Below are 20,183 nucleotides of genomic sequence, written 5' to 3'. Positions count from 1 at the left end.
TGGTCTTGGCTCAAGAGCCGCATCCGCAAACAACTCGACCAGTTTAATTGTTTGCGAGATGCAATCGAGCATGTCTTATGCTTGTCGTCCTAATTACCTTGGCGATTGCTATATTATGAAGCGATGGATGCTTTAATCAAAGCTGATAATAAGCGACAATTAGAGAATGAACTGCTAATAAAAAGTAGCAACAGGTTAGAGCAAACCAAAAAGGCTCTCTATGGATTGCCCAAAGTTTTGCCGATAAGTGGAACAAACGGGTGAGATTAGAGGCGGCGTTAGCGAGGTGTTTGCTGTATATTAATAAATGTAAATAATAGAGCAAAACTTTAGCACTTCAGCCGTCAATATGTCTAGTAAGCCTCTAGGAAAACCCCGTCCCCTCTGGCAAGTGATTCTTTTATCGATTATTACCCTGATGCTGTATTACGGTTGGTATAAGTGGATAATTCAAGAAGAATTACGTCGCTACAAAGGTTATGGTTGGTCAGGAACTTTATGCTTAGCGCCTTTTGTTTTGGGGATAGCAGTTCCCCAATTGTTGCGTATATTCGATCCTGATGTTCCTGGCTGGTTTGGTTGGTTTTCCTTGCTGGGAATTGCCTGGATTTACATTGTGCAGTTCAGACTCTATAAAACTGTAAACGAACTCTACAGCGAAGCTGGGATGAAAGAACCACTGATTGTCTGGTGGATTTTTGTACCAGGTTTAAATCTAATTGTTGGCTTGAGACAAATTCACTTTTTAAGTGAGTATTGGGCAAGTAAACAAGGGATAAGTGTTAACGATCCGCTTGCTGAGAGTATTCCTTTTCTCTCTGCGAATGCTTAACGCTGTACAAAAGATAAATCTAAAGAGGAAGCTGATACAGCAATCCTATTTTAGGGGTGAGATTCTAGCGCTTCAGATCCCCGACTTCCTGGAGAAGTCGGGTAATCTCGCCGTCACGAATCATTTGGGACGGCTATAAAGGAATCGAGGGGCGATCGCCTGCTTGAAAGCGTTGCCAAGATGTTTTCAAAGCTGAAGGAGCAGGATAATTAGTGTCATAAACAACAATTACATTCGTCAGGTTCCGTCCTGCGGGAAGTAAAATTCTTCCATTATGGGCTAAAGCTTCTGAAGCTCCACCATCCAAATTCATTGCTTCAATACAGCCCATCGCTTTCATAATGTTGGCTTCTTGTTGTAAAGATAGACTAGCAAGAAAAGAAATTAAAAATAACTTTTTTCGATTCGCTGGAAACCCAATCGCAGTCCGATATCCTACACCGAGAACATGAGGATCGGCAAAGCCTTCTGATTGCGGCGAGATAGAAATTTTTCCTTGTTTAATCAGTCTTGGTCCGCAAGTAATCGAAAACCAGTGTTGATCCCAATTCGGCTGTCCTTCTGTTCGAGCAGTAATCATTTCTAATTGATTACCTGCTTTAATCCCCAAGGTAGTCCCATAATTTTCCCAGCGGCTGTATTTCAGAAATCTGCCAGCAGCCACCATGTTACCCATAACCCACTTCTGGTTACTTTTATCAAAAAAGGTGCCATTGGCTACCACAGCAGCCTTCTGACGCGCTACCAACTTGGCAAAAGGTTCATCACCATTGCTCACCGTTGGCCCGTTGGCATAAGTTGCATTATTTGCTAATCCCAGAGTGATGAAAGTTTCGGGGTCAGAGAGGTCAATGGTGGTTTGATAAAAAGACACCCCAGCCAGTGTTTTTTGGGTAACTTGTACGGGTTTTCCTTTAGCAACAGCGGGATTTACGTTGGTTTTGGAAGACGGTTGAGATGGTTTAGAAGTGGTGCTGGTTTTTGGAGTTGGCGAAGGTAAAGGCTCAGGAGAAACGCTACTTATTGGGGTTGGCGTACTACTGGGTAGAGGTTTTTGAGCGACTCCGTTTTGAGACTCCCAGAAAGCGATCGCTTTCTCCCATAACTGACGAACAAGACTAGCAAAATTGGAGCGGTTTTGGGGAATTGAGAAGAATTCGGTTAAAGCTTGAGCAAGTGCCAAACCTACTAAAAATAAAAAAGTGCGCCGCAGCATTTTACGGCAACCATTGGGTTGTTTTCGATCTGGCATAACTTCGCTTACTTCTCGTCTAGCGACTAAATATTGAGCGATGGGAGTAGAGCGATCGCTTTACTCAGTTTTAGCAGAAGCCGCGATTTGCAAAGATTCCTGAAAAATACCTACACTTGTAGCCCCATCAACGATTCAGGCTATTCGAGAGGTGATTGTAGAGTGAATAAGGTATCGGCGAAAGTCATGAAAATGCGTTTGAGTTCGGCTTCCTCAACGCGCTTAACCGCTTGTTTCACACTCACCCACTGTCGCTTTCTAAAGCTAGCTTCGGGCCAAACTTCCAGCACCGTTTTCACCTGCATTAAAAATACCTCAACTTGGCAGGTGCCTCCCCCTTTTTGATACTCGTAAGTCCCCATCAAAGTCGGTAGCACCTGACCGATGATTCCCGCCTCTTCCCAGGCTTCTTTGGCTGCCGAAGTTTGCGGGGTCATAAACGGCTCAATCATTCCTTTAGGAATCACCCAGCGTTTTCCTGTTGAGGAAGTGATCAACAAAACTTCGATTTTTCCGTTTTTGATGCGATAGGGGATGACCGCCGATTGCTGATAACGCTGGGCTGATTTTAGATTCATGGAACTTATCTTTTTTGGCGATGTTTGATAGGGGATTGCTCCTTGGATTTGCTCTTCAAACCAGGCAGATAATGACTGATGATTGAGTGAGATAGCAATCGATTTGAGTTGAGCGATCGCTCTCGCGCATCCGCGCCGCTACGCGAACACCTCCCGCACCAGGAAAGCCCACCGATCCGCAACTTCCTCAATAATCTTAGTTGTTGGCTTCCCAGCCCCATGTCCCGCTTTAGTCTCAATTCTAATTAATACGGGTGCAACACCTGTATGAGCTGCTTGCAAAGCGGCAGCAAACTTGAAACTGTGGGCAGGCACCACCCGATCGTCATGATCCGCTGTTGTAATCATCGTGGCTGGATAAGAGGTCCCAGGTTTGAGGTTGTGCAGTGGCGAATAGGCATAAAGCGCGTTGAACTCCTCCGGGTTTTCCGGAGAACCATAATCCGAAGTCCAAGCCCAGCCAATCGTGAATTTATGGAAGCGCAGCATATCCATCACTCCCACCGCTGGCAACGCCGCACCGAATAAATCCGGGCGCTGAGTCATACACGCACCCACCAACAATCCCCCATTACTGCCGCCGCCGATAGCAAGTTTTTCCGGGGTTGTATAGCCGTTAGCAATTAGCCACTCCGCCGCCGCGATGAAATCATCAAAGACATTTTGCTTATTTAGCTTCGTGCCGCCCTGGTGCCACTCCTCTCCATACTCGCCGCCGCCGCGCAAATTGGGGACGGCATAGACCCCGCCCATCTCCATCCACACCAGATTGCCAACCGAGAAACTAGGCGTCAGGGAGACGTTAAAACCACCGTAGCCATAGAGATAAGTAGGGTTGCTTCCATCTAGTTGCAGCCCTTTTTTGTAGGTGATAAACATGGGCAGATGGGTGCCATCTTTGCTGCGATAAAATATCTGCTTTGTCTTGTAATCATCAGGGTTGAAATCAACTTTCGGTTGACGAAAAATTGTACTTTCACCACTAACCATGTCGTAGCGGTAAATAGTGGCAGGTGTGGTAAAACTGGTGAAGCTATAGAAAGTTTCCGTATCGTAGCGTTTACCGCCAAAACCTCCAGCCGAACCAATTCCCGGTAACTCAACTTCCCGCACAAAGGAGCCGTTCAGCTCAAAGATTTTAATCTGAGTCCGGGCATCTTTTAGATATTCAGTCACAAACTGATTATTGAGTAGACCCACGCCTTCGAGGACTTCTTCCGCCTGCGGGATGATTTCTTGCCATTCCTCCTTACTTACTGGAGAGGAGGGAAGATTGAAGGTATCAATTGCGATCGCGCGACCGCGAGGGGCATCTAAGTCCGTGCGAAACCAGAAGATTGAGCCATCACTATCGATAAAACTATAGCTAGCTTCAAACTCGCTAATGAGTTCAATTACAGGCGCATCTGGATTTGTCAAATCCTTATAAAACACCAAATTCTTAGGGTCGCTTCCTCGCCACACGCTGATAATTAGGTAACGCCCATCTTCGGTGACGCCACCGCTGAAACCCCATTCTTTTTGGTCAGGGCGATCGTAGACGAGGATATCCTCAGATTGTGGCTTACCCAGTCGGTGGTAGAAAAGTTTTTGATAGTAGTTAATATCTTCTAATTTGCTTGTTTCGTTCGGTTCATCGTAGCGGCTATAGAAAAAACCTTGGTTGTCTTTCGTCCAAGACGCGCCAGAGAATTTAATCCACTTGAGATGATCGGAAAGGTCTTCGCCCGTCTCAACATCGCGTACCTTCCATTCTTGCCAATCTGAACCAGAGGTGGATAAACCATACGCCATCAAATTCCCATCTTCGCTAATCGAAATCCCCGACAAAGCAATAGTGCCATCTTCTGAAAGTTTGTTGGGATCTAGCAAAACTTTTGGCTCGCCATCCAGGGACGTTAATGTATAGAGAACGCTTTGATTTTGCAAGCCGTCGTTTTTGAAATAGAAGTAGCGATCGCCTTCTTTAAACGGAAGACTGTATTTTTCGTAGTCCCACAGTTCGGTTAGCCGTTGCTTAATTTTTTCCCGAACCGGAATTTCATTTAAATAGCTAAAAGTAACTTGATTTTGAGCCTCAACCCAAGCTTTGGTTTCATGCGAGTCCGGATCTTCTAGCCAACGGTAATGATCAGATACCTTTGTTCCGTGATAGTCATCAACTTGATCGACTTTTTGGCTAGTTGGATAAGTAAGGGCTTTATCTGGATACTGCATAGGGTTGGACTCTTGGTAACACTGTCCAGTCTAGCGCCAGATTTGGTTGAGAAGAGGGCGATCGCTTCCTTCTCAATCCAGTTTGCACGGGTAATTCTTTGAGCAACCCAGTTTCTGGCAAAAAACTAGAGAGCAAATTACATAAGTGCCAAATTGTGAGAGATAAGTATTCCAGTAGATAATCGCGATCGCGCTGCCCTAATTGAGATTTATGCGTCTCCCAAGAATTGGTCTATTTTTTCTTCCCTGGTTCGCCTTCGGTATCTCAACCCCCTTGCCTGTCTATTTTCCAGGAATATTGGCTACACAAAAGGCGATCGCGCAAACCCCCCATAACCAGAAATTAGACCAAAATCCCGCCGCCAAACCGGCTGTATCAGGCAGCTTTATTGATTACATCGCACAAGAAGCTGAACTCAAAGGGCATCAGGGGAGTGTCAACAGCGCCAGTTTTAGCCCAGATGGCAAGCTAATTGTCACCGCCGGAACTGACGGTACTGCGTGGGTGTGGGATACCTCTGGCAAGGTGGTAGTAGAACTGCGGGGGCATTCGGCTAGTGTCCGGAGTGCCAATTTTAGTCCCGATGGCGATCGCATTGTCACCGCATCGTTTGACGGGACTGCCCGTGTGTGGGATTTGTCGGGCAAACAGCTAGTAGAACTGACTGGACATCAAGGGTATGTTTATAGTGCCAGTTTTAGTCCCGATGGAGAGCGTATCGTCACCGCAGGTGCTGACAAAACTGTTCGCGTGTGGGACACTTCCGGCAAACAGTTGTTAGAAATCAAAGGACATTCAGGTAGTGTTTACAGTGCCAGTTTTAGCCCAGATGGCAAGCGTATCGTCACAGCATCTGCTGACAAAACTACCCGTGTCTGGGATGCGTCTGGCGCAGAGACGCGATTAATCGCGTCTCTGCAAGGGCATACTGACACAGTCTGGAGTGCCAGCTTTAGCCCCGATGGAAAGCGGATTGTTACCGCATCGGATGACAAAACGGCACGAGTGTGGGATTTGTCTGGTAAGCCGTTGGCGGAACTTAAAGGGCATCGGGATAGTGTGTACAGTGCTAGTTTTAGCCCGGATGGACAGCGAATTGTTACCACGTCTCTGGATAGAACCGCCCGTGTCTGGGATGTATCGGGTAAGTTGCTTGCCATGCAGCAAGGACATGAGGGAAGTGTTAACACCGGCAGTTGGAGCCGGGATGGCAAGTTGATTGTTACGGCGTCTAGTGATAGTAGGGCGCGAGTGTGGGATACGAGTAGTAATTTGCTAACTGAGTTGCAAGGGCATCAAGGCACTCTCAGGAGTGGGAGTTTTAGCTCTGATGGTAAGCTGATTGTTACTGCATCTGAAGATGACACCGCTAGGGTCTGGGACTTGTCCGGTAAGCAGATAACTGAACTCAAAGGACATCAGGGCAATGTCACCAGTGCTATTTTTAGCCCAGATGGAAAACTGATTGTTACTGTATCTGATGATAAAACAGCGCGTGTGTGGAATACTTCGGGCAAATTGCTAGCCGAACTTAAAGGTCATCAGGATGATGTTAGAACTGCCAGTTTTAGTCCAGATAGTAAGTTGATTGTTACCGCATCTGATGATAAAACAGCTCGTGTGTGGAACTTGTCCGGCAAACTGGTAACTGAACTTAAAGGACATAAGAGAGATGTCACTAGTGCTAGTTTTAGTCCGGATGGAAAACTGATTGTCACTACATCTTGGGATGAGACTGCCCGCGTGTGGGATGTATCGGGCAAGTTGCTAGCTGTACTCCAAGGGCATCGGGATAATCTCACAAGTGCCAGTTTTAGCCCGAATGGCAAATTAATTGTGACAATCTCTTGGGACTTCACCGCCCGCGTGTGGGATGTATCGGGCAAGTTGATAGCTGTACTCCAAGGGCATCAGAGTTCTGTTAACAGTGCCAGTTTTAGCCCGGATGGAAAATTGATTGCTACTGCATCTGATGACTATACTGTCCGCGTGTGGGATGTATCAGGCAAGTTGCTAGCTGTACTCCAAGGGCATGAGGCAAAAGTCTGGAAAGCTAGTTTCAGTCCAGATGGACAGCGTATCGTCACCGCCTCCGTTGATAGTACTGCTCGTGTATGGGACGTTTCTGGCAAATTGCTAGCTGCACTCCAAGGGCATAAGTTTTCTGTCAATGATTCTAGTTTTAGCCCAGATGGACAATATATTATTACTGCATCTGCTGAAGGTACGGCTCGTGTGTGGAATGTATCTAGCAAAAAGCTATCACTGCTGAGATTGTTTCAAACCCCTTCTTTACATAAAGCGAAACCTCGGCGCAGCTTTTCCAAGCCCATTTCCTTTTTTGCAAATTTCAGTCCAGATGGACAACGGATGGTTGCCGTAGAAAGTGACGGTATTGCTCGTGTATGGCAGACCTCTGGCAAGTTGCTATCAATACTCACAGGTCATAACGATACTGTTCAAGATGCTAATTTCAGCCCAAATGGTCAACAGATTGTCACCGCTTCTTCAGACGGCACTGCTCGTATTTGGAGCGCTTCTGGTAATCTGCTTGCTGTACTGCAAGGTCATTATAAGAATGTCCAAACTGCCAATTTTAGTCCAGACGGTAAGCGGGTAGTCACTGCTTCTTATGATGGTACTGCTGGTGTATGGGATGTGTCTGGCAAATTACTAACCCTACTCCAAGGCCATAAAGATGCTGTCAACAGTGCTACTTTTAGTCCAGACGGAAAGCTGATTGTTACTGCATCTTTGGATGGTACTACTCGGTTATGGGATGCTTCTGGGAAGCTACTGGCGATACTGCAAGGAAGCCAAACTCTTGTAAGCAGTAACCGTTTTGTTGGACTTTTCTCAAGTGCTAGTTTTAGCCCAGATAGTCAACGTATTATTACGATATCCGGTGATGGTACCGCTCGTGTATGGGACGTTTCTGGGAAACTATTAACAGTACTCCAAGCTCATAACTATGTTGTCAGCGCTAATTTCAGCTCGGATGGACGGCATATTGTCACTGCATCGTTTGACGGCACTGCCCATGTGTGGAATATTTCTGGCAAGTTGCTAGCAGAACTCAAAGGGCATCAGAAACAAGTATGGAAGACACGTTTCAGCCCAGATGGACAACGTATTGTCACCGCATCTTTTGATGGTACTGCTCGTGTGTGGGATTTGTCGGGTAAGTTATTGGCAGAACTTACTAGGCATAATCGCCCAGTCTGGAGCGCCAGCTTTAGTTCGGACGGGAAAAGGATTGTTACGGCATCTGATGACGGCATTGCCAATCTTTGGGATACGTCAGGTCAGGTGCTGACTGAGTTTTCATATCAGAATAACCAAGTCAACAATGCCAGCTTTAGCTCTGACGGAAAGTTGATTGTCAGTGCATATAAAAACGGCATCGTCCGTCTCTGGGATAAATCAGGTAAGTTGCTCACCCAATTTCTAGCTCACAATAGCATAGTCCATAGCGCTAGTTTCAGTCCAAACGGAAAGTTGATTGTCACTGCCTCTTTGGACAGAACAGCTCGTGTGTGGAATACTTCTGGTGAGTTGTTCGTTGAACTAAAAGGGCATCAAGGCAGAGTCAACAGTGCCAGATTTAGTCCAGACGGTAAGCTGATTGTCACCGCATCTGATGACAAAACGGCTCGCGTATGGGATACCTCAGGTAAGCTGCTAGCAGAACTTCAAGGGCATCAAGATTACGTCACAAGTGCTAGCTTTAGCCCGAACAGCAAGCTGATTGTTACTGCTTCTTATGACGCCACTGCTCGTGTGTGGGATATCTCAGGCAACCTGTTAGCAGAACTTAAAGCAGCTCAAGGCATCGTTATCAATGCTAACTTTAGCCCGGATGGTCAACTAATTGTCACTGCATCTACTGATGGTATTACCCGAGTATGGGATACTTCAGGGAAGTTACTAAAAGAACTTCAAGGGTATGAAACTTCTATCAGGGGGACTAGTAGTTTCAGCCCGGATGGAAAGTTTATAATCACCACGCATCTTGATGCTACTGCCCGTATATGGGACACAGAAGATAAGCTGTTTGTTGAACTCAAAGGGCATTTAGATTGGGTCAATAGTGCCAACTTTAACCCTGATAGCAAGCTGATTGTTACCGCATCCGATGATGGTACTGCCCGTATATGGAACTTGTCTGGCAAGCAAATTGCCATTTTGGAGCCGCTATTAAAAATTGCTACGACTCCACAATTAGAAGCAGATAGACTGCGAGACTTAGAATTCTACGCCCCCAATTGTTCAGCAGCGTTTCAGCCTTGGCAAACAGCATTAAAAATCTATCGGGAAATCGCAGACCACGAAAATGAAAGTTTAATGCTGGAAAAATTGGGCAATGCTTATTATTGCCTGAGTGACTATACCAATGCGATCCCATCCTACTCCCAGGCATCGGAAATCGCTAAAGAATTTAATTACCTCAAAATCCAGGTTAAAAATCTCTCAAATCTGGGCAGTGTTTATAATTCCTTAGCTGACTATAACAAAGCAATTCAGTATTACAACGATGCCTTAAAAATCTTAGAGCAGAACCAAGACCAACAAAGCAAAGCAGAAGTTATCAGAGGTAGAGGCAATGCTTACAACTCCCAAGGTAAATCTGACGAGGCAATTAAGGATTATTTGCAAGCATTAGCCATCGACCAAGCAGAGAAAAACAGTTCTGGCGTGGCAGAAGCTAAAGTCTATTTGGCAAGAATTTATCAGTTTTTGGGTGACTATAACAAAGCTCTTCAATATTATAAAGAAGTAGAAGAATTTAACCCAATTGAAGCCCTGACAGGTTTGGGAAATACTTACTTAAATCTTGGCGACACGGCAAAGGCGATCGCTTTACACTCCTCAAGTTTAGAAAAAGCACGGCAACAGGAAGATAAAGAAGGCGAGGCTAATGCTTTAAATAATCTAGCTAATGCTCTTCGTCAAGCTGGTAATTTTGCAGAAGCCGAACAACTCCTACGCAAGGCAGTTGAGATTTGGGAGAATCTGCGAATTAAATTAGATGATTCTAATAAAGTGTCAATCTTTGAAAGGCAAGCTCGTACTTACCGCCTACTACAAGAAGTTTTAATTGTTCAGAACAAAACTAATGAAGCACTGGAAATTGCCGAACGGGGCAGGGCGCGGGCTTTTGTGGAATTACTGGCTTCTCGATTATCTCCTAACCCGAAAGAGCAATTTAGCATTACTACGCCCAATATCGAGCTGATTAAACAAGTTGCCAAGAAACAAAATGCAACTCTTGTTGAATATTCGGTTATTTACGATATTTTCAAATTTGAAGGGAAAGAAAAAAAACTAGAATCAGAACTCTATATTTGGGTTATCAAGCCTACAGGTGAAGTGACGTTTCGGACATCTGACCTCAAACCCCTGTGGCAGAAACAGAATCTTTCTCTACAAGACCTTGTTGCTAACACCCGTGAATCTATAGGGGTAAGGGGGCGTGGTGGCGGTATTGTAGCGGAACTGATAGAGGAAGAAAGCCCGACCAAACGATTACAGCAACTCCATCAACTGCTGATTGAACCCATTGCGGAAGAGCTACCTGTTGATCCAAATGCTCGCGTGATTTTTATCCCACAAGATGCGCTGTTCCTCGCGCCATTTCCAGCTCTCCAAGATGCTTCTGGTAAATACCTGATAGAAAAACATACCATTCTGACGGCTCCCTCAATTCAAATGCTGGATTTAACCCATCAGCGTACAAAACGGGTTTTGGGGGATACACGGACTTTTTCTAGCAAGAATGCGTTGATAGTCGGCAATCCCACGATGCCTAAGGTGGTGCTGAAACCTGGAGAACCCGCCGAGCAGTTATCGAACTTGTCGGGGGCGGAACAGGAAGCTAAAGAGATTGCTAAACTGCTCAAGACTCAGGCGATTACCGGGAAGCAAGCGACTAAAGCCGCGATCGCGCAAGCATTGCCTTCTGCCCGAATTATCCATCTGGCAACACATGGGATATTTGATGATATCCAGGGATTGAACAGTGCGATCGCTTTGGCTCCATCCAGTTCAGATGAGGGTTTACTCACGGCTTCTGAAATCCTCGACCTAAAGCTCAATGCAGAATTAGTCGTTTTGAGTGCTTGCGACACCGGACGAGGCAAAATTACCGGGGATGGCGTGATTGGCTTATCACGTTCATTTATTAGTGCGGGTGTCCCCAGCGTCATTGTCTCTTTGTGGTCAGTTCCCGATGCACCAACAGCCTCTTTAATGACCGAGTTTTACAAAAATCTCCAGATCAACCCCGATCGCTCTCAATCATTGCGACAAGCGATGCTAACAACCATGAAACAACACCCCGACCCCAGAGACTGGGCGGCTTTTACTTTAATTGGTGAATCCGACTGAAACAAGTCGCTCTGGGCGGTTGAAAATTGAAAATTGGCTGAATGATAGGCGATCGCTGAAGTGAGGGTATCTTGGAAGGAAGCCGAGTGCTGTTGAATTTTTATGGCTTCTGTTCCTAATCCCTCTCTGGAAGCTGGTCTAGCAGCCCTGAAACAGGGAGATTATCCAGATGCGATCGCCCACCTAGAAGGCGTTTGCGAGTTTGAGTTAAGTCAAAAGACAGTCCTCCGCGCTCAGATGGGACTGGTGGTTGCCTATGAACGCACTGGCGAAATCGAGAAAGCGCGATCGCTTTGTCAAACCCTCAGTCAAAGCAAATATCCCAAGGTGAAGGGCTGGGGAGAGCGTAATTTAGCTAATTTAGTCAATCGTTATCCTCAACTTCAAAAAACGCCTTCTCCTCCACGAACTTCAGAGGCGACCGGGTTTGTCCCCTTACAAACACCTGCCACTTCACCCGCACAAGGGGCTGCGCCTGCGTCAGATGTCACCGGATTTATTCCCTTAGACCAACCGCCTCAAAAGCCTCAGCCATCCGTGTCGCCTGCTCTAGACGCGACCGGGTTTGTCCCCTTGCAAACGCCTGCCACTTCACCCGCACAGGGGGCAAAAGCCGCTCAACCTGCCTCTAAAAGCGTCAGGGCGAACAGCACTAAGCCAGTACAAAAGGTAACACCCTCCAACTCACCCTTAGTACAGGGCAAAGGGAAAGAAGCGGAAAGCAACCTAGAAGCAGAAGTAGCCGCCCCGACAGAAGCACCGATTGCGCCAGATACAGCAGCAGACACAGGGGTCATTTCTGAGACGCCATCTGAAACGCCATCTGAGACGCCAACAGATGAGAAAATTCTAGAATCGACCAGTATTATTGGCTGGCGTCAAGCAGGACGCGCCAAAGGATGGCGAGCAATGCCAGCAGTGAAACCAGAACGTCTGTGGTTGCTTCAAGCAGGGACTGCGATCGCGCTTTTTTGGGTAATTCGCGTTTTCGTGCAGTTCTTGATGACGACGACGAACAACTTCCTCATCAACCTGCCATTTTTGCAGCCTATCCCAGCTTTTTACGAAGACCCGACTTGGCCTATCGTGACCGTGTTGGTGCTGCTAGCGTGTCTGTCTCCCTGGCTACTAGACTTCTTCCTCAAGCAATTTGAGAAGATGCAACCGCTGTCGCTGTCAGCGCTGTCTAAATTCAGCCCAGAAGCCGCCAAGATGCTACCCCGCTATTGCGGACAGCGCCGTTTGCCCGTGCCGACTTTGCGGATCTTACCCATCAGCGCCCCAGTCGCACTCACTTATGGAAATCTGCCTCGCACTGCCCGAATTGTGGTCAGTCAAGGACTCTTAGATCAACTGGCAGACGATGAAATTGCCACAATTTATGCTAGCGAGTTGGGACACATTGTCCAAAACAAGCTAGTCGGTTTGGTGATGGCAACCATAATGTTCCTGATTGGAGGCTTTTTTAGCCTATTGAGGAACTCAGACTGGGCTTGGACTTGTTGGTGGATTGCCCTGGCTTGTTTACCGTTGGGATTGAATTTGGCAGTGATGTCCCTCATCATGCTAATCGCCCAGATTCCTTACACCTTGTACCGACAAGTCGCGCAGTGGGGAGACCGCTTACAAAGCCCCCTGCTAAAGATTCCAGCGGTGGTTGTTTCGGCTTTGAGTTACGGCTTATTTTGGCTAGTTTGCTTTATCGGTTTGTGGCTGTCGCGGCTGCGAATTATCTATAGCGATCGCATAGCGGCAGATATCACTGGCAACCCAAATGCCTTCTCCCGCGCTTTATTGAAAGTTACCCGTGGCATTGCTGCTGATATCCAAAAACACCAGTCTACCCGCTGGCTTTTGGAAGGCTTTGATTTACTGACGCCAGTGGGATATCGGCAAGCCATCAGCTTGGGCAGCTTTCCCTCCCAGACGCCTTGGGAATCCCTGTTGCAATGGGGCTATCTCAACCCCCATCGCCAGTGGATGGTCATCAACAACAGCCATCCTTTAATGGGCGATCGCCTGTACTTGTTATGCCTCTACGCCCGCCACTGGAAACTAGAGACAGAACTTGACTTCACTCAAATGTCCGAACAGCGGATTCGAGCATCTTCGCTCAAAACTAAGAAGTCAAAACTTTGGTTACAAGGTGCCCCCTTCTTTGGCATTTTGTCTGGTTTAGCCTTGGGGTGCTTGTTCTGGCTGTTGGGGTGGATTGGCAGCTGGTTGGGAATCCGGCAACTTGCATGGATACTCGACGATTACTGGACGATCCTCGTCGGTTGTCTGCCGATAGGTTTTAGCATTGGCACCTTTTTGCGGATCAATCCCTTCTTTCCAGATATCAAAGCTTCCACTCTGCAAACAAACCCCAACCTATCCGATTTATCGACTCGAATCGATGCTTTACCTGTGGATAGTCAGCCGGTGCGTCTGCAAGGAAAACTCTTGGGGCGTCAAGGGATTAGCAACTGGCTGGGACAGGATTTAATCTTGCAAACCGACACCGGCTTGGTTAAGTTACATTATTGCTCTCAACTGGGTTCTATTGGTAATCTTTTACCCTTGTCCACTCGTCCCAGCGACTTCGTAAATCGGCAAGTCACCGCAACTGGATGGTTTCGGCAAGGCGCGACCCCCTGGATTGACTTAGAAACCCTACGAACCCAAGGCGGCATCACCAGTCTTAGTCGGCACCCTATCTGGTCAACGATTATTGCCTGTTTAGCTGCGGCTTGGGGAACTTACATTATCTTGTTCGGCATTTAATGCACAAGTTGGCACACGCACAAATGACTATTTGTAAATAAATATTGCAGCTTTTGAAAAAAATGTGTTACATTCCTTAACAAGGGACGACTTAGTGTATCGAGACGCAGGTTGGCTATCTACGGGATAATTGCATAGCTTTTTCGTCTTGGCATCAGGTTTTCCTCCTCCCAACACAGCAAGCTTGACCAGTCGCCGCGAGTGGCTGGTTTTTTTTAGCATATTCACAAGCCAAAAGGCGTATGCAAAAAGAGAGAATTTCAGCGATCGCGCTTCTTTAACTTCAATAATCAAAAGATTTAGAGCCGTCGTGAATTCTATCTATTTCTGTTCCTTTATTTTCTTGGCGTCGCTTGCGAAGCAACGACTAATTTTATATCCCTAAAAATAAAATCGACAATCATTAGATTAGGAATAATTTCAAAATTTATATTGTTAAATCATTTCGCTTGTATAGACCCATTTTGGAAGTTAACTCGGCTTCTGACTATCTAGCGGAAGCTAAATTCCTAGAGAGTAATCCCGATAGCGCCGAATTAAGGCAGTTCGCAATTTTTAATTTCTCGCTGCAAGATTTAAACCGGACTAAAACCGCGCGATCGCAAGCGTGCATCTTCTACTTTATCCAGATAAAAATGAGCGGATAGACATCTTTAGTTCTGATGCTAAGATGTTGGGCATTCCCTAATTTAGGAGAGTTAGTTGATGAAATCCTCAAAGATTATTCTAGGAATTTTATTAAGCCTAACCTTATTAGGAGTCGGGGCGAGACTAGGACTCCAAAAAACGCCAGATGATGTCAGTCAAGGTGAGAAGTATCGCGATCGCTATGTTGCCTTTGTTCTGCCTAAGCTAGTTCGGGAAGTTCAAATAAGGCTGAACCTGGGAAAGAATCCAGGGGAAATCAAGCACGATTTAAAAGAATTTGCTCCGAAATATGAACAACTGATTGCAGACGCCGGTCGAAAAGCAGACGAAAACCTGGCGAATGAACCAAGAGACGCAGCCTTTGCCGAGCGATTCTGGGCGGAGAAGAAACGGATTTTAAAAGCAGAGTACGGAATCGATTGGAAATCCCCAGCAGAAATGAATCCAGAAGTTGTTTTTGATTAATTGCGGGCTGCGAGGTTAAGACAAAGCTAAAATAGAGCCGAAGTGTTGCAATTATCTGCACTCTGTAAGCTCATGACGACTGCTGCTCCGGTTAAAACTCAGTACGAAGCCGTTATCGGTCTGGAAACTCACTGTCAACTCAGTACCGAAACCAAGATTTTCTGTAATTGCTCCACCGAATTTGGTGCGACGCCCAATCAGAACGTCTGTCCAGTGTGTATGGGAATGCCTGGAGTATTGCCAGTGCTGAATCAAAAGGTGCTGGAGTACGCGGTTAAAGCCGGTTTGGCTCTCAACTGCGCGATCGCTCCTTATAGCAAATTTGACCGTAAGCAATATTTTTATCCCGATCTGCCCAAAAATTATCAAGTTTCTCAGTACGATTTGCCCATTGCCGAACATGGTTGGCTGGAGATTGAGCTAACTGACGCAGATGGCAACCCCATTCGCAAAAAGATTGGCATCACTCGTCTGCACATGGAAGAAGATGCTGGAAAATTGGTTCATGCGGGTAGTGAAAGACTCTCTGGTTCTACCTATTCTTTAGTAGACTACAACCGCACCGGCATTCCCTTGGTAGAAATTGTCTCCGAACCGGATATCCGTTCGGGGGTTGAAGCTGCTGAATATGCCCAAGAACTGCGCCGGATTGTCCGCTATCTGGGCGTCAGTGACGGCAATATGCAAGAAGGTTCGCTGCGCTGCGACGTGAATATCTCCGTGCGTCCGGTTGGTCAGAAGGAGTTTGGCACGAAGGTCGAAATCAAAAATATGAACTCCTTCAACGCCATCCAACGGGCGATTGAGTACGAAATCGACCGGCAAATTGAAGCCATCCAATCCGGCGAGCGAATTATTCAAGAAACCAGGCTTTGGGAGGAAGGTAGCCAACGCACAGTGAGTATGCGGAAGAAGGAAGGCTCTAGCGATTACCGCTACTTCCCAGAACCCGACCTAACTCCCATACAAGTCTCCGCTGAGCAATTATCTAAGTGGAAGTCGGAACTGCCGGAACTGCCAGCGCAAAAACGTCATCGTTACGAAAGTGAATTGGGTTTGTCTGCTTACGATGCCCGCGTCCTAACCGACGATAGATCGGTGTCGGAGTATTTTGAAGCGGCGGTTGCTGCCAAGGCAAATCCCAAGCTAGCGGCTAACTGGGTGATGGGTGATATTTCCGCCTATCTCAACACCGCTAAACTGAATATCGCTGAAATTGCCCTTAAACCCCAGATTCTCGCGGAACTCATTTCTTTAATTGAAGACGGGACGATCAGCGGCAAAATCGCTAAAGAGATTCTGCCAGAGTTGCTCTCTAAAGGGGGTTCTGCGAAAGAACTGGTAGAGAGCAAAGGAGTCAAGCAAATCTCTGACAAGGGAGAACTGGAAAAAATCATTAATGAAGTTCTAGCGGCAAATCCCAAAGAGCTGGAACAGTATCGCAGCGGTAAAACTAAGCTGTTGGGTTTCTTTGTAGGGCAGGTGATGAAGCAAACAGGAGGTCAAGCTGACCCGAAACTCACGAACCAAATGATGGCTCAGAAGTTGAATAGTTAGTTAGACAAGCCAAAATATACCGCCTTGCGGAGTCGCCAAAACCTACTCCGCAAGGCTGAAGCCCAGGCAACGGGTGCTGGTAGAAAATGTAGCAGATGTGCAGGCGATCGCTCGCAGAAATACGTATCTGCTACATTTGCCGCACAACCCTTTGCCTGATTTATGTTGACAATTATCTTCGTCTTCACTTCACATAAAAGCGAGGAAACTTCACGAAAAAAACAAAATAAGGGGTGACACCCCTCATCCCCAAGTGATATATTTTGTTTAGTAGATGCACCCTGATGATCGGGAGAGTCGCCCAAGTGGCTCTCCTTTTTTTTATGCCTTTTTTTGTATGGGAATGGGTCACAGCTTCATCGGATCGACCTACAAGCAGACACGCGAAGCGTCGCTCAAGGCGCTGTACCGGACGTTCGACTTCTTCGACAAGACGATCGGCGCGAACAGATAGTCCTGCTCCCATCGCGGGATATCTATCGCCTAACCAACGCTTACAGCCGTGCGGCTAGCAAGCAATGTCGTTATAGAAATCACCTGATTGAAAGAATGATTGGTTTAGAGATTGCTACACGTCTGCGAGCTTTGTACTCAGCCCCGCTAAGTTTGCCACAGAAGCAATTAATTTGATTGCCTCAACGGGTTTAGGCAGGTGTACCTGGAAACCTGCTTCGAGTGCCTGCGATCGCTCCTCACCCCTGGCATAAGCAGTCAGCGCGATCGCGGGAATGCTCGTTTCTCCTCGCTGAGATTCCAAAGCTCTGACTTTACGGATCAAGCCATAACCGTCCTCATTCGGCATTCCGATGTCGCTCACCAGTACATCGGGTTTTAAGTGTTCCAGAGCTTGCATCGCTTCCTGAACCGATGCCACAGCCGTCACCTGAGCGTGGTATTGTTCTAGCGCCGCCCTCAAAAAATCGCGGGTATCTGTATCGTCATCCACCACCAGCACCTGCAACGTTTCTAGAGAGGGAGGAGACGCGATCGCGACTTTTTTACCTGAGGAGATAGACTCCAAATCGCAAGTCTTGAGCTGATCGGATACTACTGGCAGCTTCACGATAAATGTTGACCCTTTCCCTTCTCCCTCACTTCTTGCCTCAATCGTGCCGCCTTGCAGTTCCACTAAGTTGTGGACAATTGCTAAACCAAGCCCCAAGCCACCATAGCGCCTGGTGGTGGTGCTATCTGCTTGACGGAAGCGATCGAAAATATAGGGGAGAAAATCTGGGCTGATGCCCACGCCGGTATCGCTGATGCTAATTTGAGCGCGATCTCCATCCTTGAACAGGCGCACCTGCACCTTTCCCCCTGAAGACGTGAACTTGATCGAATTCGAGAGTAGATTCCAAACAACTTGCTGCAAGCGGTTAGGATCGCCAGGAACCAGTTCCACGGCGCGATCGAGTACGCTTTCCAATTGAATCCCTTTATCCTCAGCCGCCGGACGAACCGCATCCAGCGCCGCCTCAATCACGGGGACAAGATTAACTTGACAGATATTTAACCGTAGCTTCCCGCGAATAATCCGCGAGACATCGAGAATATCCTCAATCAGTTGCGCCTGTAACTTGGCGTTACGCTCAATCGTTTCCAGGGCACGGGCTGTCGTCTTTTCATCATACTTGCGACTGCGGAGCAGTTGAGTCCAACCCAGCATCGAGTTGAGGGGAGTGCGGAGTTCGTGAGACAGGGTTGCAAGGAACTCATCTTTAATTCGGTTTGCCGCCTCGGCTTCCTGTCGTGCCACCTGTTCGCGAATCATCTGAGCGCGGGCTTCCTCTGCGGCTTTGCGCTCGGTGATGTCTTCTAGGGTGCCGACATGACCGATAAGTTCGCCGGTATCGGTCAGCATCGGGGAGGAGCGCAGGTAAACCCAACGCACAATGTCCTCCGGAGTCTGGCAGCGAAACTCGTTGGAGCATTCCTGACCAATGCTCATGCAAGTAGACCAATGTCTATAGACGCGATCGCGGTCTTCTGGATGTACCGACTGCAACCAGCCTTCTTCGTAGAGCGAGGCTAAAGTTCCCGTTTCTACATTAGGCGTTAAGCCACAAATCGCTTGGCAGCGCGGATTTGCGTAGGTACAGCGCCCTTCAATATCGGTCATAAAAATGCCTAGGGGCGAGCAGGCACTTAACGAGCGAAAACGCTCTTCACTTTGCTTAAGTTCTAAGTTAACAGCAGTCAGTTGTGCCGCTTGTCGTTTCACCTCTGCGGTTTTCTTGAATAAGTCAACAAACACCCCCACCTTGGAGGTTAATATTTCCGGCTCCAGCGGTTTCAGCAGGTAATCTACTGCACCCAGGGAATAACCTTTGAAAACCAGAGAGTCGCTGCTGCTAAATGCGGTTAGGAAAATAATCGGCGTGTGGCGCGATCGCTGTCGTTGTCGAATCAGCTTTGCCGTCTCAAATCCATCTAGACCGGGCATCTGGACATCAAGCAAAATCACGGCAAAATCCCGCTCAAGCAGACATCGCAAGGCTTGTTCGCCCGATGTAGCTCTGACCAAATTTTGACCGAGGCTGCCCAGGATCGCCTCCAAAGCCAGTAAATTTTCTGGGTGATCGTCCACAAGGAGGACGTTAACTATTTCTTCGGGCTGCATTTTCTGGAAGGTCGGGACTTGTTTGAGCGGCTTTGTCGAGCCTGCCACTGTTTCGCTATTGATACCACTATCCAAAGTTACAAATTTTAGAAACCAGAATCCAGGGTTTTTAGATGAAGATTTGATGTGTCTAGATTCGGCTGTTGAGCTACTAGGGCTTTGGCGTCACATATCTGATTTTTTCACCTCACAGCCGATTGACAAAGGTTGACTAAAAGAGGGGCAATGTCTTGGAGCTGCACAATCCAGTCTACCGTTACAGATGCGATCGCGGCTTCCGGCATGATCCGGCTTTCTGCTGTTGCAGGCTCTTGTACTATAGCCCGTCCGCCGCGTGCTTTAATTTTTGCCAAGCCTTTCGCTCCATCCTGACTTGCTCCGGTTAAAATCACCCCGATAACTCTCTGTGCATAAGCATCAGCTGCCGATTCAAACAGCACATCAATCGACGGTCGGGCATTGCATACAGGAGCCTCAGTGGAGAGTGCTAATGTGGCGATGCCTCCGTACCGACCTTGGCGGTGTCCCCATGCCTGTCGGGGTTCCACCAGTAAGTGATAATCAGCGGGAGCTAGGTATACCCGTCGAGGCAGAATTTCTTCTTTATCTTCCGCTTCCGCCACCGGCAAAGTGCTGTACTGCTGGAGAAAGAAGCTCAGCGTGTTATCAGAGGCTTTGTGACGGTGTTGGACGACAACCACAGCCGCTGGGAAAGTATTTGGTAGACCTGCGAGCATTACGGTTAAAGCTTGTAACCCACCTAATGATGTGCCGACAACAACAATATCAAAAGTCATACTCACCATGAATCAGTAGATGGGCAAAACTCAATAAAACGGGTGGGTAGTGAAGGATTTCCAATT

The 20,183-nt window shown here is 47.3% G+C and carries 11 protein-coding genes and 1 pseudogene; 6 read left to right on the top strand and 6 right to left on the bottom strand.

What is annotated here, in order from left to right:
* Positions 1–93, top strand: a pseudogene (locus tag NDA06_RS12605) (IS630 family transposase); the annotation flags it as partial.
* A 256-nt stretch (positions 94–349) separates the two neighbouring features.
* Positions 350–832 carry a hypothetical protein gene (locus tag NDA06_RS12600; RefSeq protein ID WP_190437266.1) on the top strand — a complete coding sequence of 161 codons (483 nt, stop codon included), beginning with the start codon at positions 350–352 and terminating at the stop codon, positions 830–832.
* 133 nt (positions 833–965) lie between these two features.
* Here the strand turns inward: NDA06_RS12600 and NDA06_RS12595 are convergent, their stop codons facing one another.
* The 3 genes from NDA06_RS12595 to NDA06_RS12585 all read right to left on the bottom strand — a co-directional run bounded on the left by NDA06_RS12595 (position 966) and on the right by NDA06_RS12585 (position 4,879).
* A complete protein-coding gene (locus tag NDA06_RS12595) occupies positions 966–2,084 on the bottom strand; it encodes a phosphodiester glycosidase family protein (protein WP_190986032.1) in 1,119 nt (372 codons plus the stop codon).
* A gap of 140 nt (positions 2,085–2,224) precedes the next feature.
* A complete protein-coding gene (locus tag NDA06_RS12590) occupies positions 2,225–2,662 on the bottom strand; it encodes an NUDIX hydrolase (protein WP_190667546.1) in 438 nt (145 codons plus the stop codon).
* Between the two features lie 138 nt (positions 2,663–2,800).
* A complete protein-coding gene (locus NDA06_RS12585) occupies positions 2,801–4,879 on the bottom strand; it encodes a prolyl oligopeptidase family serine peptidase (RefSeq protein WP_190986033.1) in 2,079 nt (692 codons plus the stop codon).
* A gap of 211 nt (positions 4,880–5,090) precedes the next feature.
* Between NDA06_RS12585 and NDA06_RS12580 the strand changes: the two genes are divergently transcribed.
* The 4 genes from NDA06_RS12580 to gatB all read left to right on the top strand — a co-directional run bounded on the left by NDA06_RS12580 (position 5,091) and on the right by gatB (position 16,703).
* The gene (locus NDA06_RS12580) at positions 5,091–11,267 is read left to right on the top strand and encodes a CHAT domain-containing protein (RefSeq protein WP_190986034.1); all 6,177 of its coding nucleotides are present in this window, start codon (positions 5,091–5,093) and stop codon (positions 11,265–11,267) included.
* A gap of 102 nt (positions 11,268–11,369) precedes the next feature.
* Entirely contained in the window at positions 11,370–14,033 is a 2,664-nt protein-coding gene (locus NDA06_RS12575) for a zinc metalloprotease HtpX (protein ID WP_190986035.1), read from the top strand.
* Positions 14,034–14,738: 705 nt separating this feature from the next.
* A complete protein-coding gene (locus NDA06_RS12570) occupies positions 14,739–15,146 on the top strand; it encodes a hypothetical protein (protein ID WP_190986036.1) in 408 nt (135 codons plus the stop codon).
* Between the two features lie 72 nt (positions 15,147–15,218).
* Positions 15,219–16,703 carry an Asp-tRNA(Asn)/Glu-tRNA(Gln) amidotransferase subunit GatB gene (gatB, locus tag NDA06_RS12565; protein ID WP_190986037.1) on the top strand — a complete coding sequence of 495 codons (1,485 nt, stop codon included), beginning with the start codon at positions 15,219–15,221 and terminating at the stop codon, positions 16,701–16,703.
* Here the strand turns inward: gatB and NDA06_RS12560 are convergent.
* The 3 genes from NDA06_RS12560 to NDA06_RS12550 all read right to left on the bottom strand — a co-directional run bounded on the left by NDA06_RS12560 (position 16,700) and on the right by NDA06_RS12550 (position 20,117).
* Entirely contained in the window at positions 16,700–16,891 is a 192-nt protein-coding gene (locus NDA06_RS12560; RefSeq protein ID WP_190986038.1) for a hypothetical protein, read from the bottom strand. The genes gatB and NDA06_RS12560 overlap by 4 nt on opposite strands.
* Positions 16,892–17,271: 380 nt before the next feature.
* A complete protein-coding gene (locus NDA06_RS12555; protein WP_190533788.1) occupies positions 17,272–19,320 on the bottom strand; it encodes a response regulator in 2,049 nt (682 codons plus the stop codon).
* Between the two features lie 182 nt (positions 19,321–19,502).
* On the bottom strand, positions 19,503–20,117 hold the full coding sequence (locus tag NDA06_RS12550) for a chemotaxis protein CheB (RefSeq protein WP_190411999.1): 615 nt from the start codon (positions 20,115–20,117) through the stop codon (positions 19,503–19,505).
* Positions 20,118–20,183 lie beyond the last annotated feature (66 nt).

This window comes from Trichocoleus sp. ST-U1 (genome assembly GCF_039961835.1).
Classification (GTDB): domain Bacteria; phylum Cyanobacteriota; class Cyanobacteriia; order Cyanobacteriales; family FACHB-T130; genus FACHB-T130.
Note: the sequence above shows the minus strand (reverse complement) of the source record. Positions and strands in the feature narration are given on the sequence as shown.

Excerpts from the sequence above, each read along its gene's own strand:
- NDA06_RS12600 (WP_190437266.1), top strand. The coding sequence starts at position 350 with ATGTCTAGTAAGCCTCTAGGAAAACCCCGTCCCCTCTGGCAAGTGATT.
- NDA06_RS12595 (WP_190986032.1), bottom strand. The coding sequence starts at position 2,084 with ATGCCAGATCGAAAACAACCCAATGGTTGCCGTAAAATGCTGCGGCGC.
- NDA06_RS12590 (WP_190667546.1), bottom strand. The coding sequence starts at position 2,662 with ATGAATCTAAAATCAGCCCAGCGTTATCAGCAATCGGCGGTCATCCCC.
- NDA06_RS12585 (WP_190986033.1), bottom strand. The coding sequence starts at position 4,879 with ATGCAGTATCCAGATAAAGCCCTTACTTATCCAACTAGCCAAAAAGTC.
- NDA06_RS12580 (WP_190986034.1), top strand. The coding sequence starts at position 5,091 with ATGCGTCTCCCAAGAATTGGTCTATTTTTTCTTCCCTGGTTCGCCTTC.
- NDA06_RS12575 (WP_190986035.1), top strand. The coding sequence starts at position 11,370 with ATGGCTTCTGTTCCTAATCCCTCTCTGGAAGCTGGTCTAGCAGCCCTG.
- NDA06_RS12570 (WP_190986036.1), top strand. The coding sequence starts at position 14,739 with ATGAAATCCTCAAAGATTATTCTAGGAATTTTATTAAGCCTAACCTTA.
- gatB (WP_190986037.1), top strand. The coding sequence starts at position 15,219 with ATGACGACTGCTGCTCCGGTTAAAACTCAGTACGAAGCCGTTATCGGT.
- NDA06_RS12555 (WP_190533788.1), bottom strand. The coding sequence starts at position 19,320 with ATGCAGCCCGAAGAAATAGTTAACGTCCTCCTTGTGGACGATCACCCA.
- NDA06_RS12550 (WP_190411999.1), bottom strand. The coding sequence starts at position 20,117 with ATGACTTTTGATATTGTTGTTGTCGGCACATCATTAGGTGGGTTACAA.